This window comes from Janthinobacterium sp. YR213 (assembly GCF_900099875.1).
GTDB lineage: Bacteria > Pseudomonadota > Gammaproteobacteria > Burkholderiales > Burkholderiaceae_D > Janthinobacterium > Janthinobacterium lividum.
The window spans coordinates 292263-309499 of record NZ_FNDA01000003.1 but is presented as its reverse complement, the minus strand read 5'-3'; the positions used below and the strand labels follow the sequence as shown (position 1 = coordinate 309499).

Annotated in this window: 15 protein-coding genes; 12 read left to right on the top strand and 3 right to left on the bottom strand. The window is 60.1% G+C overall.

Translation table 11 applies throughout. The annotated features are described in order from the left end of the window. Positions 1-17 precede the first annotated feature (17 nt). Positions 18-1283, bottom strand: a complete 1266-nt coding sequence (locus BLT98_RS15395) for an efflux RND transporter periplasmic adaptor subunit (protein WP_092609193.1) — start codon at positions 1281-1283, stop codon at positions 18-20. Between the two features lie 207 nt (positions 1284-1490). Here BLT98_RS15395 and BLT98_RS15390 point away from each other — a divergent pair, with 207 nt between their 5' ends. After that, on the top strand, positions 1491-3056 hold the full coding sequence (locus tag BLT98_RS15390) for a MutS-related protein (protein WP_092609190.1): 1566 nt from the start codon (positions 1491-1493) through the stop codon (positions 3054-3056). A gap of 9 nt (positions 3057-3065) precedes the next feature. Here BLT98_RS15390 and BLT98_RS15385 read toward each other — a convergent pair whose 3' ends face one another. Beyond that, a complete protein-coding gene (locus tag BLT98_RS15385) occupies positions 3066-4991 on the bottom strand; it encodes a phosphoethanolamine transferase (RefSeq protein WP_139179272.1) in 1926 nt (641 codons plus the stop codon). Positions 4992-5416: 425 nt separating this feature from the next. Between BLT98_RS15385 and rpsL the strand changes: the two genes are divergently transcribed. The 6 genes from rpsL (at position 5417) to BLT98_RS15355 (ending at position 11458) form a co-directional block, all read left to right on the top strand. Continuing rightward, entirely contained in the window at positions 5417-5800 is a 384-nt protein-coding gene (gene rpsL, locus BLT98_RS15380; protein WP_010394376.1) for a 30S ribosomal protein S12, read from the top strand. Positions 5801-5952: 152 nt separating this feature from the next. Continuing rightward, on the top strand, positions 5953-6423 hold the full coding sequence (gene rpsG, locus BLT98_RS15375) for a 30S ribosomal protein S7 (protein ID WP_010394377.1): 471 nt from the start codon (positions 5953-5955) through the stop codon (positions 6421-6423). 108 nt (positions 6424-6531) lie between these two features. Continuing rightward, positions 6532-8637, top strand: a complete 2106-nt coding sequence (gene fusA, locus BLT98_RS15370) for an elongation factor G (protein ID WP_034753184.1) — start codon at positions 6532-6534, stop codon at positions 8635-8637. A 72-nt stretch (positions 8638-8709) separates the two neighbouring features. Continuing rightward, positions 8710-9900 carry an elongation factor Tu gene (tuf, locus tag BLT98_RS15365; RefSeq protein ID WP_034753125.1) on the top strand — a complete coding sequence of 397 codons (1191 nt, stop codon included), beginning with the start codon at positions 8710-8712 and terminating at the stop codon, positions 9898-9900. 179 nt (positions 9901-10079) lie between these two features. Beyond that, a complete protein-coding gene (gene rpsJ, locus BLT98_RS15360; protein WP_010394389.1) occupies positions 10080-10397 on the top strand; it encodes a 30S ribosomal protein S10 in 318 nt (105 codons plus the stop codon). Positions 10398-10612: 215 nt separating this feature from the next. Beyond that, complete coding sequence (locus BLT98_RS15355; RefSeq protein ID WP_070278905.1) at positions 10613-11458, top strand: DUF817 domain-containing protein; 846 nt, start codon at positions 10613-10615, stop codon at positions 11456-11458. Between the two features lie 19 nt (positions 11459-11477). Here BLT98_RS15355 and BLT98_RS15350 read toward each other — a convergent pair whose 3' ends face one another. After that, positions 11478-12026 (bottom strand): tetratricopeptide repeat protein, encoded by a 549-nt coding sequence (locus tag BLT98_RS15350; RefSeq protein WP_070259510.1) that lies wholly within the window; start codon positions 12024-12026, stop codon positions 11478-11480. Positions 12027-12202: 176 nt separating this feature from the next. On the opposite strand from BLT98_RS15350, the gene creB reads away from it, so the two are divergent. The 5 genes from creB to rplC all read left to right on the top strand — a co-directional run bounded on the left by creB (position 12203) and on the right by rplC (position 17237). Next, positions 12203-12928: a two-component system response regulator CreB gene (gene creB / locus BLT98_RS15345; RefSeq protein ID WP_092609943.1), complete on the top strand. Its 726-nt coding sequence runs from the start codon at positions 12203-12205 to the stop codon at positions 12926-12928. Further along, on the top strand, positions 12925-14346 hold the full coding sequence (gene creC / locus BLT98_RS15340; protein WP_092609187.1) for a two-component system sensor histidine kinase CreC: 1422 nt from the start codon (positions 12925-12927) through the stop codon (positions 14344-14346). The genes creB and creC overlap by 4 nt, the downstream gene beginning before the upstream one ends. A gap of 86 nt (positions 14347-14432) precedes the next feature. Further along, positions 14433-15824, top strand: coding sequence for a cell envelope integrity protein CreD (creD, locus tag BLT98_RS15335; protein ID WP_092609184.1), 1392 nt, complete (start codon positions 14433-14435; stop codon positions 15822-15824). A 242-nt stretch (positions 15825-16066) separates the two neighbouring features. After that, positions 16067-16255 (top strand): hypothetical protein, encoded by a 189-nt coding sequence (locus BLT98_RS15330; RefSeq protein WP_092609181.1) that lies wholly within the window; start codon positions 16067-16069, stop codon positions 16253-16255. A gap of 325 nt (positions 16256-16580) precedes the next feature. Continuing rightward, on the top strand, positions 16581-17237 hold the full coding sequence (rplC, locus tag BLT98_RS15325; RefSeq protein WP_010394393.1) for a 50S ribosomal protein L3: 657 nt from the start codon (positions 16581-16583) through the stop codon (positions 17235-17237).

Sequence of the window (17237 nt, the reverse complement as noted above, 5' to 3'; positions counted from 1 at the left end):
TGGTTGGATGAGTATTGTTAGTTGAGCGAGACGCGGGCCGCGTTCGCGAAATTTTCCGTACCGGCGACCACCACCTTGTCGCCCAGTTTCAGGCCGCCGAGAATCTCGACGGCAGAGATGCTGGTGGCGCCCAGCTTGATGGGCGTGCGGACAGCCACGCCATCGCGCACCACGTAGGCAAAGCGTCCGCCTTCGGCTTCGACGAAGGAACCGCGCGCCAGCATCAGCACATTGGGCCGCTCGTCGATCAGCAGGCGTGCCGAGACGCGCTGATTCTGGCGCAGGCCGGCCGGCTGTTCGCCGTTGAAGCGCACGCGCGCCAGCACTTGGTTCTTGACCACTTCGGGCGACAGCGCCGACAGCTTGCCGGTCGCCTTGATGGCGCCCGTCTCGATCTCGGCGCTCATGCCCAGGCCGATGTCGGCCACATACGTTTCCGGCACCTCGAGCTCCACTTCCAGCTGCGACAGGTCGACCAGGGTCATCAGGGCCGTGTTGGCCTGCACCACGCTGCGGTTGGCCACCGACAGCGTGCCGATGAAGCCATTGACGGGCGCACGCACGGTCAGCTCGTCGACCCTGCGCTGCGCGTTGTCGCGGCTCAGGCGCTGGCGTTCCAGTTCGTTGACCCGGGTCTTCAGCGCCAGGGTCACGTCTTCGCCTTCCAGGCCCGCCGCCTGCGAAGCGTGCTTGCTGCGGATCTCGGCGGAATTCAAGGCATCCTTGGCCTTCTGGTAATCGATCTTGGCAATGATGCCCACCTGCGCCACGCTTTCATAGCGCTCCAGCGTGCGCTGGGCGGACAGGCGCTCGATTTCCGCCGTATCTGCTTCGCGCCTGGCCAGCAGTTTCTGTTTCTTGGCCAGGATCTGCTGGCGCGCCACTTCCGCTTCCAGCTGCTGCACGCTCGACTGCTCGCGTTTCAGCGCGTCCGACAGGTCGGGCGATTCCAGCACGGCCAGGATGTCGCCCTTTTTGACGGTGTCGCCCGCCTTCGCTTTCAGCGTGACGGTGGCCACGGTGGTCGAATACAGCGTGGGGCTGATGGCGGCCACCACGCGTCCGTTCACGGCGGCGTCGCGGATCAGGGTGCCGCGCGTGACGTCGGCGATGCGCAGGCGGTCGGCATTGACGGAATGTTCGCTGTTGCGCCAGCCGGCAACGGCAGCGATGGCGGCGCCGATGACGACGGCGGCGCCGGCCAGCAGCAGGGCGCGTTTCTTGTGGCGCTGGCCCGGCGGGGCGGACAGTACGGCGTCTTGGGAGGAGGTATCGCGGATCATGGTCAGGTCTCGTGAAGGATAGCGTTTCTAATGCACGATCCATGCCAGTTGTTAAGTTATTGATTTGAATCGGGAAAAATTCTGGCGTCCGGCTGTCCGCCGTGTCCGCGCCGTCCAGCGTGTCCGTCCGCGCAGGTTCCACTTGATAAATTGGCAATCGCCTGCATCTGCTGTGGCGACTCTTTTTTGACTCCTCCCCAAGGCGCCATGCATCCGTTTTTCCAGCAAATTTTCCCTGCCCGTGCCTTTGCGCCAGCGCTCGATTATCCTTTTGCGCGCAGCGACGTGGCGATGCTGCAGCGGCTGACGGGCGAGGCGCCATCGCTCGATGGTCAGACCTGGAACGAACTGTTGCTCGACCAGTACGCGTCGCAACTGGCGCGCGAGACCAGCATCTTTGGCCAGCAGGAGCTGCACCGACGCCTGAGCGGCGGCCAGGCCGATCCTGGCTCCATTGCGCGCGTCCAGCGATTGCTGGACGACCCGGTCCAAGCGGCGAGCCTGCAGCGCGCCTGCCTGCCCTTGCGCCAGGCCGATACGGAAGTGAGCGAGACCCTGTTCGGTGCGGCGCTGGCAGCGGCGCCATGGTGGAGTACCTGGCTATGGCTGGTGCCGCTGGCCTTGTTACTGGCCATCGCCGCCAGCTGGCTGGCAGGTTGGCCGGCGCTGTTTGGCGTGCTGGCCGCCTGTGTTGCGCTGATGACCGTGCAGGTGCGTTTTTACGAAAGCGCCAAGCTATGGGAACGCACGCTCGATACCTTGCGCCATCTGCTGAAAACCCGTGCCGCGCTGGTGCGGCTCGGTGTGCCGGCAGCCTTGCCATTGGCTGCCGGCAGCGCGCAGGCGGCCAAGCTGACGCGCGCCATCGAGCGCTCGCTGCTGCATTACGTGCCCTTCATCGATACGCTGCTGGTCGAATATGGCGACTGGCTCCTGCTGAAAAACGTCAAGCGCTATTTCCGCACGCGCCAACTGGTCGCGCAGCAGTTGCCCTTCCTGCGCGAAAGCTTTACCCAGGTGGCCCAGCTGGAAGCGGACCTGGCGCTGGCGCGGCAATTGCGTGCGGCCCCCGTGTTTTGCTGGGCGGGCATTGCGGCACCGCGCGTGCTGGCCTTGCGGGGCATGCTGCATCCCTTGCTGGAGAACGCTGCGCCGTTGTCGTTCGGCGTGCAGGGCAAGGGGGGCTTCATCTCCGGCCAGAACGGCATCGGCAAGAGTACCTTGCTGCGTTGCATAGGCTTGAACTTGGTCTGTGCGCGGGCCTTTGGCTTCTGTTATGCGGACAGCGCTGATGTGCCGCGCCTGGCCGTGTATGCGAGCATGCAGAATGACGATTCGCTCGACGGCGGCGAAAGTCTCTATATCGCCGAATTGCGGCGCGCGCGCGAATTGCTGGCGCTGGCCGAGAAGGGCGCGCCGGCGCTGTTGCTGATCGATGAAATCTTCCGCGGCACGAACCACCTTGAATCCGTGGCGGCGGCTGCTGCCGTGCTGCATTCCCTGGCCGCGCGCCACCTGGTGATCGTCTCGTCGCACAATCTGGTATTGGGGCCGCTGCTGGAAGACTGCCTGGCGCCGTGGTGCGTGGGCCGCGATGACGCCGGCGCGCTGCTGCTGGCGCCGGGCGTGCTGCAGGCCACGAATGGCATCGCCCTGCTGGCGCAGCGCGGCTTTGACGCCGGTATCGCAGACAAGGCCGGGCGCGTCTTCGACTGGCTCAGCACGCACATGGCGCAGCCGGCCGATTGCGGCGGCGTGCTCGAACGGGCCTGATGGCCGCGCTTATTTTTCCTGCTTTTCCGGCGTGCTCTTGTCGATCACTTCGCGGCAATCGCCGCGGATGATGGCGTTGTCGTAGTTGGTCCAGCCGTAGCTGTCGACGTAGCGCTTGTGCTGCTTGAAGCGGGGGCTGGCGATGCTCCACTCGGGCTGTTCGCCAGCGAAGCGGATGTCGCCCAGGTCGAGCAGCGTATGGAACATGTTTTCCGTCGACAGGCGCGCCTTTTGATGGCGCTGCAGCTGTGTCACCTTGTCCGGATAGTGCCGCTGGAATTGCGGCGAGTACCAGACGAAGGCGGGCACGTGGAATTCGAACTGTGTGTTGTGGCCGTGGAAGGCCAGGCGGCAGGTGCCGTCGTACAGGGTCTGGCCATGGTCGGCCACATAGACGAGCGAGCTGCGCAGGGCGGTGCGCTGGCCATCGTCCTTCAGCATGCCGATCACGTTCGACAGGAACCAGTCCGTGTACAGGATGGAACTGTCGTAGCTGTTGTTCAGCTGCGGCTTGATGGCTGTGTCCGTGTAGACGGGCTTGTCGACGCCGAACAGCGACGGTTGCCACTTGTCGAACGCTTTCGGATAGCGCTGGCTGTAGTTCCAGTGGCTGCCCAGGGTGTGCAGCACGATGAGTTTTTTCGGCGCCGGGTCGGCCAGCGCGTTCTTGAACGGGTCGAACAGGATCTGGTCGAAGTTTGAATTGTTGGTAAAGCCGCCCAGGTTCAGGAATTGCACCACGTCCGCTTCCTTGGCAAAGACGGACACGGGCGTGTCGAACTGGCCGAACGAAATCTGGTTCGACAGCCAGTAGGTCTTGAAGCCCGCTTCCTTGTAGGCGGTGAGGAAGGATTTCTCTGAGAAGCCGTCCTTGAGGCTTTGCGTGGCCGGCTTGCGCGAGATGATGACGGGCACGGACAGGCGCGTGGCGGAAACGGCCGTGATGACGTCGGCCAGCGGCACCAGGTTGGCTTCCTGCTTCAGCAGGGGATTGGTGTCGCGTTCATAGCCGTTCAGGCTCCAGCGGTCGTAGCGCGACGATTCGCCGATTACCATGACCACCACTTCCGGATGGGGATCGGGTTGCTGCTGGTGCGCGCCGAAACGGAAGCTGCTGCTTTTCTGTCCCAGCTCGGCCAGGTAGCGACGCTCCTTGTAGAAATCGAAGCCGCGCGCGGCCAGGCCGAAAGGCCAGGAGTTGCTGACAGTGTCGAAGGCGTAGGGCAGGCGCGCCCAGTGGGGCAGGCTGGGCCAGCCCAGGCCCGTCTCGTCGGCGCCGGCGATGCTGGCGTTTTCCGGCTTGCTGCTTTCTTCGTCTTCCTCGGCCGTTTCATCGTCGGCCGAGCTGGCGTCGCCGAAGCCGGAGGCGCCCGCCTTGCCGCTGACCGCCGGCCTGCTGGCCTTGGCCGGTGCGGCGGTGCTGTGCAGGATATTGGCCTCGAAACCGAATTCATAGCCATACCACCAGAAGCCGCCCAGCATGATCAGCAGCACGAAGGCGGCCGGGCGCGTCTTGCCGCGCCAGTCGAGGTCGCGCGTGCGCGTGGCCGCATACCAGCCGAGCAGGCACCAGGCGATCACGCCCAGCATGACGACGCCCATCAGCCACACTTTTTGCCCAAGGAATTCCATCGCTTCCTTGGGGCTGGTTTCAAAGATGATGCCCAGGTGGTGCGTGGAAATGCCCTGGCCATAGAAGATGAACAGGTAGATTTCCGTCGGCAGGGCCAGGAAGGCAGGCACCAGCAGCCAGTGGAAATACGCGGGGCGCTTGAACACGCTCCAGACGGCCAGCCAGGCCAGCAGCTCGAAGGTGAGCATCTGCCAGGGATGCTCGGGGGCGCGTCCCAGCAGCGCGGGAATGAAGGGCACGGCCGTCAGCAATGCATACGTCAGGAGCAGGAACAGATTGGCGGGGCGAAGCAAGGAGCGCATAAGGGAGGGCAGCGAAAAATGTCCGCTATTATCAATCCTTTTGTTATCTTGCGGTCATACAAGAATGTGCGCGTCCGGTGCTTGGCCGCAGAGAAAGAATGCCAAATCATCAATTGCCGCGTAGCGCCGGCGTCCGCGCGCTGCGGCCAAAGATTAGTCAAAATGCCACAAAAGCGCCTCTTTTTTGCCTTTTTTTATAGCAAAAAGCGGTAAACTGATTGACCCCCTGTAACACAAGGTCTAAACTAGCGAGTTCTCGATTTTATTCTGCTCATCGTTTACGTATTGCTTGGCATTTCATGGCCGCTCCTTATCGAGTGGCTGCGGGCGCCTCCGGTGCGCAGTAGATGAAAGCGGGACGAGGTTTTAGTCGCCGGGCATCTTGCCCGGGTTATTAATCGTAGTTTTTTGTTGGATTTATAACGATGCCAACCATCAATCAATTGATTCGCAATCCACGCGTCGCTTTGACCGTGAAGAGCAAATCGCCGGCGCTGGAAAACAGCCCGCAAAAACGTGGCGTCTGCACACGTGTTTACACCACGACTCCAAAGAAGCCAAACTCGGCTCTGCGTAAAGTCGCTAAAGTTCGTCTGACCAATGGTTTCGAAGTTATTTCGTACATTGGCGGTGAAGGCCATAACCTGCAAGAGCATAGTGTTGTGCTGCTGCGCGGCGGTCGCGTTAAGGATTTGCCGGGTGTGCGTTACCACATGGTTCGCGGTGCCCTGGATACCCAAGGCGTTAAAGACCGTAAGCAATCGCGTTCGAAGTACGGTACCAAGCGCGCTAAAGCAGGCAAGAAGTAATAAGTTGTACGCAGCAAACCCAAGTTTCGCTCAGTGGCAACTAGCTAAGTGAATGTAGTCGACCGCATCTGGTCGAGTAAGTGGAGGACTATGATGGTCGTCCGCGAGTGTGCGAAGAACGCGCGCTCAACTGAAGATTGAAAGGAATTGATATGCCACGTCGTCGTGAAGTACCCAAGCGCGAAATTTTGCCAGATCCAAAATTCGGCAACACTGATGTCGCTAAATTTGTAAACGTGCTGATGCTGTCCGGTAAGAAATCGGTTGCAGAAAACATCATCTACGGTGCTTTTGAGCACATCGCAGCAAAATCGGGTAAAGATCCACTCGAAGTTTTTGCTACCGCAATCAACAACGCCAAGCCGTTGGTTGAGGTGAAATCCCGTCGCGTCGGTGGTGCAAACTACCAGGTGCCGGTTGAAGTTCGCCCAGTCCGTCGTATGGCTCTGTCCATGCGTTGGTTGCGTGAAGCTGCTAACAAGCGCAGCGAAAAATCGATGCCACAACGCCTCGGCGGTGAGCTGATGGAAGCGGCTGAAAGCCGCGGCGGCGCGATGAAAAAACGCGACGAAGTCCATCGTATGGCTGAAGCGAACAAAGCGTTCTCGCATTTCCGCTTCTAATATAAAGCCAGCTACCGCAAGGCGGCTGTCAAGCATCTGTTGTTCGAGGCCGGGCTCATTTTTGCAAAAAAATGCTGCTCGGTTTTGTCCATTCATTTAGGATTAATTATGGCCCGCAAGACCCCCATTGAGCGCTATCGTAATATCGGTATCTCCGCTCACATCGATGCAGGTAAGACGACCACGACCGAGCGCGTCCTGTTCTACACAGGCGTGAACCACAAGCTGGGCGAAGTCCATGATGGCGCTGCCACCACCGACTGGATGGCACAGGAGCAAGAGCGCGGTATCACGATTACCTCGGCTGCTGTTACGTGCTTCTGGAAAGGCATGGCTAACAACTTCCCAGCTCACCACATCAACATCATCGACACCCCAGGCCACGTTGACTTCACCATTGAAGTGGAACGTTCGATGCGCGTGTTGGATGGCGCCTGCATGGTTTACTGTGCAGTCGGCGGCGTGCAGCCACAATCGGAAACGGTATGGCGTCAGGCTAACAAGTACAAAGTGCCACGTCTGGCCTTCGTGAACAAGATGGACCGTACCGGCGCCAACTTCTTCAAGGTCTACGATCAGATGCGTTCGCGTCTGAAAGCCAACCCAGTACCTATTCAGATGCCTATCGGCGCTGAAGACGTCTTCACCGGTGTTATCGATCTGGTCAAGATGAAAGCGGTTATCTGGGACGACGCTTCGCAAGGCATGAAGTTTGAATACGGCGACATTCCTGCACACCTGGCCGCTGATGCTGCCAAGTGGCGCGAAAACATGGTTGAAGCCGCTGCTGAAGCGTCGGAAGACCTGATGAACAAGTACCTGGAAGAAGGCGACCTCTCGGAAGAAGAGATCAAGGCTGCCCTGCGTCAGCGTACCATCGCCAGCGAAATCGTTCCAATGTTGTGCGGTACCGCCTTTAAAAACAAGGGCGTGCAAGCCATGTTGGACGCGGTCATCGAGTACCTGCCATCGCCAATCGACATTCCACCTGTCCCAGGTCTGGACGAGGACGAGCAGCCAGTCGAGCGCGCAGCTGACGACAATGAGAAATTCTCGGCATTGGCGTTCAAGATCGCAACCGATCCGTTCGTGGGCCAGTTGTGCTTCATCCGTTGCTACTCGGGTACCCTGAATTCGGGCGACTCGGTGTTGAACTCCGTGAAGCAGAAGAAAGAGCGTATCGGCCGTATCGTGCAGATGCAAGCGAACGAACGCGAAGAAATCAAGGAAATGCGCGCTGGCGACATCGCCGCCGTTGTGGGTCTGAAAGACACCACCACTGGCGATACGCTTTGCGACGAAAAAGCCAGCGTAGTTCTGGAGCGCATGGTCTTCCCTGAGCCAGTGATTTCGCAGGCAGTCGAGCCAAAAACCAAGGCCGACCAGGAAAAAATGGGCCTGGCGCTGAACCGTCTGGCAGCAGAAGATCCATCGTTCCGCGTGCGTACCGATGAAGAATCGGGCCAGACCATCATCGCCGGTATGGGCGAGTTGCATCTGGACATCATCGTTGACCGCATGAAGCGTGAATTCAACGTTGAAGCGACCGTCGGCAAGCCACAAGTGGCTTACCGCGAAACGATCCGTAAAGTGTGCGAAGAGTCGGAAGGCAAATTCGTCAAGCAATCGGGTGGTCGTGGTCAATACGGTCACGTGGTTCTGAAGATCGAACCGCAAGAACCGGGCAAGGGCTTCGAATTCGTTGACGCGATCAAGGGCGGTACCGTTCCTCGCGAATACATCCCTGCAGTTGAAAAAGGTGTGCGCGACACGCTGACTTCGGGCGTGATGGCTGGCTACCCAGTCGTTGACGTTAAAGTCACGCTGTTCTTCGGTTCGTACCATGATGTTGACTCGAACGAAAATGCATTCCGCATGGCCGCTTCGATGGCATTCAAAGATGGCTGCCGCAAAGCATCGCCAGTCATCCTGGAGCCGATGATGGCCGTGGAAGTGGAAACGCCGGAAGACTACGCCGGTACCGTGATGGGCGATCTGTCGTCGCGTCGCGGCATGGTGCAAGGTATGGATGAAATTGCTGGCGGTGGCGGCAAGATCATCAAGGCCGAAGTGCCTCTGTCGGAAATGTTCGGTTACGCCACGTCGTTGCGTTCGTCGACCCAAGGTCGTGCGACTTACACGATGGAATTCAAGCACTATGCTGAAGCACCTAAGCATGTGACTGAAGCAATCGTAAGCTCGAAAGCTAAGTAATAGAAGTTCCGGGCCGGCTTTCACGAGAATGCCGGTCCCTACATTTAAATCATTGTTCTAAGGAAGAATAAAATGGCAAAAGGTAAATTCGAACGGACCAAGCCGCACGTCAACGTCGGCACCATCGGCCACGTCGACCACGGTAAAACCACGCTGACCGCTGCAATCGCAACGGTTCTGTCGAAGAAATTCGGCGGCGAAGCTAAAGCATACGACCAGATCGATGCAGCACCAGAAGAAAAAGCGCGCGGTATCACGATTAACACCGCCCACGTCGAGTACGAAACGGAAACGCGTCACTACGCGCACGTTGACTGCCCAGGCCACGCCGATTACATCAAAAACATGATTACCGGTGCTGCCCAGATGGACGGCGCGATCCTGGTGTGCTCCGCAGCTGACGGCCCAATGCCACAGACCCGCGAACACATCCTGCTGGCCCGCCAAGTTGGCGTTCCATACATCATCGTGTTCCTGAACAAGTGCGACCTGGTCGACGACGCAGAGCTGCTGGAACTGGTTGAAATGGAAGTGCGTGAGCTGTTGTCGAAGTACGAATTCCCAGGCGACGACCTGCCAATCATCAAAGGTTCGGCACGTATGGCGCTGGAAGGCAAAGAAGGCGAAATGGGCGTTGACGCAGTGCTGCGTCTGGCCGATGCGCTGGATGCATACATCCCAACGCCAGAGCGCGCTGTTGATGGTGCTTTCCTGATGCCAGTGGAAGACGTGTTCTCGATCTCGGGTCGCGGTACCGTTGTGACCGGTCGTATCGAGCGCGGCATTGTTAAAGTCGGCGAAGAGATCGAAATCGTCGGTATCACCGATACCGTCAAAACGACTTGCACCGGCGTGGAAATGTTCCGCAAACTGCTGGACCAAGGTCAAGCTGGCGACAACGTTGGTCTGCTGCTGCGCGGCACCAAGCGTGAAGACGTGCAACGTGGTCAAGTTCTGGCAAAGCCAGGCTCGATCAAGCCGCATGCGCACTTCACCGGCGAGATATATGTTCTGTCGAAAGACGAAGGCGGCCGTCATACGCCATTCTTCAACAACTATCGTCCACAGTTCTACTTCCGTACGACGGACGTAACCGGTTCGATCGAGTTGCCAGCAGACAAAGAAATGGTCATGCCAGGCGATAACGTGTCGATCACCGTCAAGCTGATCAACCCGATCGCGATGGAAGAAGGTCTGCGCTTCGCTATCCGCGAAGGCGGCCGTACCGTCGGCGCTGGTGTTGTTGCAAAAATCCTGGCTTAATTCTTAAGCCTGCATAAAAGAAGACGCGTCGTCGCCCGGCGCCCTTCTTTTTATTCAACTGCCGGGGTTGGCAAGCATTTTGGTGCTATCATGTCGACCCTGACGGTTGTTGCGTCAGAAATTCCCGTATGACCTCATTGCCGTGCAGACCGCGCGGTTCGTTCTTTTAAGGAAATATCATGTCGGCACCAAACCAAAAAATCCGTATCCGCCTGAAGGCTTTCGATTACAAACTGATCGACCAGTCCGCTCTGGAAATCGTTGAAACCGCGAAGCGCACCGGCGCTGTCGTCAAAGGCCCAGTACCACTGCCTACCCGTATTCAGCGTTTCGATGTGCTGCGTTCCCCGCACGTCAACAAAACTTCGCGCGATCAGTTCGAGATCCGTACGCACCAACGCCTGATGGACATCGTTGACCCAACGGACAAAACCGTTGACGCGCTGATGAAGCTGGACCTGCCAGCTGGTGTTGATGTCGAAATCAAACTGCAATAATAGTTTCAAGGGCAGCTGACAATACCGTAGCATCAGGTGTTGACAGCTGTTCCAGGCCGGCGGGGTGTCCCGCTGCCTGATGATGGGGCCGGGCCTGCTCACGATCGTGAGTGCGCCCGGCCCCATTGCTATTGGTGCATGCCCAACACGGGCGGACCCGGCGCGTGCGTGCAAAATCGCTTTACAGTGCCGCGGGCGGCCGATAAAGTTGCTGCATGCTTAATGCCCTCGATGCCCACCTGTTAAACGCCACACCCCGTAACCGCTTGCGCGGCTGGCCGCGCTTCCTGACCGAATTTTTGTATTTCGGCATCAAGGAGGCGAGGTCGTGCCTGTTCGTGGGACTGTTTTTCGCTGCCGTGTTCCTGGTGCCGCGCGCCGGCCTGTTCGGCCTGCCGCGCTATGACGTGCTGCTGCTGGCGGCGCTGGCGATCCAGGGCGCGATGCTGTGGAGCGGATTGGAAACGTGGGATGAACTGAAAGCCATCTGCCTGTTTCATGCGGTCGGCTTTGCGCTGGAGGTGTTCAAGGTGTCGGGCACGATCCAGTCGTGGAGTTATCCCGACTTTGCCTACAGCAAGGTGTTCGGCGTCCCCCTGTTTTCCGGCTTCATGTATGCGGCCGTCGGCAGCTACATCATCCAGACCTGGCGCCTGCTCGACATGCGGATCCGCCACCATCCGCCATACTGGATGGCGGTGCTGATCGCGCTGCTGATCTACGCCAACTTCTTCACGCATCACTACATCGGCGATTACCGCTGGTACCTGGCTGCCTGCGCGCTGGGCTTGTATGCGCGCACCACCGTGGTGTTCCGCCCGCTCGACCGCGACCGCAGCATGCCCTTGCTGCTCGGTTTCGTGCTGGTCGGCTTCTTTATCTGGCTGGCTGAAAACATCAGCACCTTCTGGGGCGTGTGGCGCTATCCGAACCAGCTTGGCGCCTGGTCGGTGGTGCATGTCAGCAAATGGAGTTCATGGTCGCTGCTGGTGGTGATGACGTTCACCATCGTGGCCCACCTCAAGCACATCAAGGCCAGCATCCACGTCGCCCAGCCGTAGGCCGGGCTCCGGGAGTTGCTTATTGCAGGCTGGCCGCGACGGCTTCAAAGCGTGCGCCCAGCGCCGCCTGCGGGCCGCCTTGCAGCTGTCTGGCGTACTGGCGCAGCACTTCCGCCGAATACGTGCGCGAGGCGGGCGACAGCTTCGGCAGCAGCGGCAGCACGCGTTCCAGATAGCCCGTGCCTTCCTGCCATTTGCCTTGCGCGGCCAGCGCCGACGCCAGTTCCACCATGCGACGGCCGACGCGCGCATCGCTGCGTGGCTGCGCCGTTTCTTCCGTGGCCAGCGCTTGCCGGTACAGCTGCTCCGCTTCGGCATTCTTGCCCTGCAAGCGCTTGACGCGGCCCAGGTTGTACTGGCGCTGCGAGAGGATATCCGCGCTGGCCCCGGCTTGCTCGGCGCTCTGCAGCGCTTTTACGCAAGCCAGCTCTGCTTCGCCAAACTGGCCTTTGAGTTCGGCCGCGTTGCAGGCGTCTTGCTGTTCATTTGAGGTGGTGATCGTCGCTGGCGCCGCACAGGCGGCCAGCAGGCTGACAGCGCATAGCAGGCTGATGGTATGGGTCTTCATAGTCTCCTCGGACGGGTGTCAAACACGGTGTATCGGTGGAGTCATGCCATGATAAATATACTATAAGTTTTTTGGAGCTGGGCGGCTTTTCGCCAGCGCGCGGCAAGGCGCGCGATTGACGCCGCTTGCGTGGTTCAGGGATACTCCGGGTCTGTCCATTAATGCGTGCCGCCGCCATGTCCAAGACTGTCCTGATCGTGGAAGATGAACAGGCGATTGCCGACAGCATCGCCTATGCCTTGCGCACGGACGGCTTTACGCCGCGCCATGTGATGTTGGGCGAGCACGCCCTGGCCGCGCTGCGTCCAACGCCCGGCGAAGCCGCGCAGATGCCCGTTCTGGTGGTGCTCGACGTGGGCTTGCCCGACATGAGCGGGCTGGAAGTATGCCGCCGGCTGCGCCAGTTTTCCGAGGTGCCGGTGATCTTCCTGACGGCCCGCAGCGACGAGATCGACCGCATCGTCGGCCTGGAAATCGGCGCCGATGATTACGTCACCAAACCGTTTTCGCCGCGCGAACTGGTGGCGCGCATCCGCGTCATCCTGCGCCGCGCCGGCGTCGTTCAGGTGTCCCGCGAGACTGGCATGACGATAGCCGCTGCCGTGACCGTGCCGGCACGCTTTGAATTGCGCGCGCTGGAGGCGAAAGTGCTATTTCACGGCCAGCCGCTGGACCTGACCCGCTATGAATACCTGCTGTTGAAAACCCTGCTCGAGCATCCGGGCCACGTGCTGTCGCGCGCGCAACTGATGCAGCGCGTGTGGAGCGGTGCGCCCGACACGCTCGAGCGTACCGTCGATGCGCATGTCAAATCCTTGCGCGCCAAGCTGCGCGCCGTCGATGCGCAGGTCGACCCCATCCACACCCACCGTGGCCTCGGCTACAGCCTGGCTGGCGCATGAAGATCGGCCTGCGCATCCTGCTCGGCTACTTCCTGATCGTCGGCCTGGCCGCGTGGTTCCTGCTGAATGTCTTCATGGAGCAAGTCAAGCCCGGCGTGCGCTCGACCCTGGAAGACACGCTGGTCGATACCTCGCAACTGCTGGCCAGCCTGGTGGCGCCCGACCTGAAGGCGGGTACGCTGGCGCAGTCGCCCGTGGCCGAACGCATGCAAGATTACGCGCGCCATGGCGTGGACGTCAATATCAATGGCGTGCGCAAGCGCACGCTCGATTACCGCATCACCATCACGGACCGGCACGGCATCGTGCTGTTCGATTCCAGCGGGCGCGACGTGGGACGCGACTATTCGCGCTGGAATGACGTGTATCTCACCTTGCAGGGCAAGTATGGCGCGCGCAGCACGCGCAGCCGGCCGGATGACGAGATGTCGACGGTGATGCACGTGGCCGCGCCGATTCGCGACGGCAATGAGGTGATTGGCGTGCTGACGGTGGCCAAGCCGAATGCCAGCGTGCAAGCATTTGTCGAGCGCAGCCAGCGCAAGATACTGCAGCGTGGCGCCGTGCTGTTGCTGCTGTCGCTGCTGATCGGCCTGGCATTCGCCTGGTGGCTGCACCATGCGCTGGGCAAGCTGATGCATTACATCGGCGACGTGGAGGCGGGCCGCAAGGTGGCGCTGCCGGCGCTGGGCAAGAACGAGATCGGCACCCTGGGGCGTGCCCTGGAGGCGATGCGCACGCGCCTGGAGGGCAAGGAATATGTGGAGCAATTGATGCACACGCTGGCGCATGAATTGAAAAGCCCGATCGCCGCCATCCAGGCCTCGGCCGAGCTGCTGCAGGAAGACATGCCGCCGGCCGAGCGCCGCCGGTTCCTGGCCAGTATCCTGGAACAGAATGCGCGCCAGCGGCAACTGATCGACAAGCTGCTGGCCCTCGTGCGCGTGGAAAAGCAGCAGCGCCTGGATAGCCCCGAGCGCATCGCGCTGGCGCCCCTGCTGGCGCAAGTGGCGCAGGACGCGGCCGCCACCCTGCAGGCGCGCGGCGTGCGCCTGCAGCTGCAGGCCGACGAAGCGAATGTGGCCGGGGATGCCCTGCTGCTGCGCCAGGCGCTGGGTAATTTGCTCGACAACGCGGTCGGCTTTGCGCCACCGGGCAGCTGCATCGACCTGACGGCGCGGCGCCAGGGCATCCTGGTGGAAGTTGCCGTGCGCGACCGGGGCGAGGGCATCCCCGCGTATGCGATCGAGCGCGTCTTCGAGCGCTTTTATTCCTTGCCGCGCCCGAGCGCCGGCAAGAGCACGGGCCTGGGCCTGCCCTTTGTGCGCGAAGTGGCTTCCCTGCATGGCGGCACGGTCGAGGTGCTCAATCATGCGGAAGGAGGCGCCTGCGCGCGCCTGTGCCTGCCAATAGCCTAGCGCTTTTTATTTGCCGGCTTCACACGGACTGCATCGTCAGCGCATACAGCTTTTTTACACTGGCCACCTTACTTCAAGGATGCGCCATGCAAAAAACTCTCTTAGTCAAAGCGTTGATCGTGTTCGGCCTGATGCTGCTAATCGGCCTGCCTTTGCTGATGATTCAGGAAACGATCAAGGAGCGGATGGAATTCCGCCAGGAAGCCGTTAACAGCATCGCCGCCGATTCGGTGCGCGAACAAACCATCATCGGCCCCATTCTGGTGATTCCCTACACGGAGCAGTATGAAGAGCGCGTGGAGGTGGCCAAGGGCGATGACAAGGAAGTGAAGTTACCCGTGCGCACGGAGTTGCTGCGCCGCACGGTGCAGCGCCGCTTGCTCGTGTATCCGAACGACCTGCAGATCAACGGCAATATCGAGACGGACCGCCGCTACCGCGGCATCCACCAGGTGCTGGTCTACAGCGGCCAGCACGCCTTCAAGGGCGACTTCACGGTGCCGGCCAGCAGCCAGCTGCCGCGCAAGTCGCCGGACTCGCGCGTGACCGTCGGTGCGCCTTTCGTGGCCTTGTCCATCGAGGACGTGCGCGGCATCCGCAATATCCCGAAAATCGACTGGGGCGGACAAAAGATCGAGTTCGAGCAGGGTACCGACCTGTTTGCCTTCCGCAGCGGCCTGCACGCGCCGCTGGGGGCCATGCTACTGGCGGCGGCGCAGCAGGTGCGCTTCAGCTTTGACCTGGGCCTCGATGGCATCGAACGCCAGCACTTCGTGCCGGTGGCCAAGAACAGCCAGATCCAGATCAAGTCGAACTGGCCCCATCCGCAATTTGGCGGGCGCTTCCTGCCGTCGCCGAAGAATCGCCAGATCGATGCCAGTGGTTTCAATGTGGCGTGGAATATCTCGTCGCTGGCCACCAATGCGCAAACGCAGCTGAGCTCCATCGAGGGAGAATTCAAGGTGCCCGACAGTGCGCCGCTGGGCCAGGTGGACCGCTTCAGTGTCGGTTTCATCGAGCCGGTGAACGTGTATTCGCAATCGGACCGGGCCACGAAATATGGCTTGCTGTTCGTGGCGCTGACCTTTGCCGCCTTCTTCATCTTTGAAATTTTGAAGAGCCTGCCGATCCACCCGGTGCAGTATTTGCTGGTGGGCCTGTCGCTGGTGATCTTCTTCCTGCTGCTGGTGGGGCTGGCCGAGCACATCGCCTTCCTCGCCGCCTATCTGGCCGCCAGCGCCGCCTGTATCGCCCTGACCAGCTTCTATCTGGTGCACGTGCTGCACAACATGTGGCGCGGCATCGGCTTCGGCGTGGCCCTGACCTTGCTGTATGGCGCCCTGTATGGCTTGCTCAGCTCGGAAAACAACGCGCTGGTGATGGGCAGCATTCTGTTGTTCGCCGTGCTGGCCGTCATCATGGTGGCAACGCGCAAGGTGGACTGGTATCAGATTGGCAAAGGAGTGCCGCAAGAGTAGGGGCTATGCGGGCGCCATGCGCCGCGATGCTTGCAGCCAGCCCGGACGGTGATGTGTCCGGGCTGTTTTTTTTTGGTGGGACACGGGCGGCACCGATAATTGGTAGTTGGTTGGTATTGTTTACGGTATTCTATTGGCATTGCTTTTTAAGTAATGGCGGGCGCCGCGGCGTCTGCCCGGGGCGGTGCGAGGATGGCGTGTCGTCCTGGTTGTTCTTCCATCTGATAAAACGGAGATGAAATATGATCAAGAAAACGATGGCTTTCCTGTTTGCGCTGGGCCTGAGCGCCTCGTATGCGTTTGCTGCCGGCGATGTCACGCAGTGCTACAGCGAGTGCGGACAAAAAGTGGCCAATTGCCGGGCGCACCTCAGTGGCAGCCCCATCTGCGAGGACTTGTACGGGCATTGCCTGAGCAACTGCCAGCAGTAAGCTTCCCGGGCATCGCGCCCGGGATGGGGAAGGGCAGGGGGCGCACGCCGCGGCGCGCCCTGTATGTTTCTGGCGTCACCCGCCAGGGCGCATGCCGCCGTGCTTTGCGCCCGTCTAATTGCCTTGTGGCAGCGTTTTTCAGGCCCGCCGACAACTCCCGCAGGGGCGTCGCGCAACACTTTGACATACCTCGTGTTAACTTGTTGCGTCAAGGGTTTTTGTGCTATATACTAGCCGGCTTCGGTATGGATTCGTCTTTTTTGAGTCCTACGTTACTTTGTAGTTAAACAAGCCCCGCCCAATCGCAGGTGGGAATGGAGAAAAAATGAGCCTAGGCCTTCTCGGTCGCAAGGTTGGTATGATGCGCATTTTCACGGATGAAGGGGATTCGATCCCGGTCACCGTGTTGGACGTATCGAACAACCGTGTTGCGCAAATCAAAACCCCTGAAACAGATGGTTACTCCGCTGTTCAGGTCGCATTCGGTCAACGTCGCGCTTCCCGCGTGACCAAAGCTGTTGCTGGTCATCACGCTAAAGCTGGTGTTGAAGCCGGTACTCTGTTGAAAGAGTTCCGTGTCGATGCTGCTAAGGCCGCTGAACTGAAAGCTGGCGATGTTGTCGCTGCTTCCCTGTTCGAAGTCGGTCAAAAGATCGACGTGCAAGGCGTTACCATCGGTAAAGGCTATGCAGGCGTTATCAAACGTTACCACTTCGCTTCTGGCCGTGCAACGCACGGTAACTCGCGTTCGCACAACGTTCCAGGTTCCATCGGTATGGCACAAGATCCAGGTCGCGTTTTCCCTGGTAAGCGCATGACCGGTCATCTGGGTGACGTTAACCGTACGATCCAGAACCTCGTGATCGCCCGTATCGATGCCGACCGTCAGCTGTTGCTGGTCAAAGGTGCGATTCCAGGTGCGAAAAATGGCCAGGTAGTTGTCTCGCCAGCCATCAAAACCAAAGCCAAGAAGGGAGCTTAA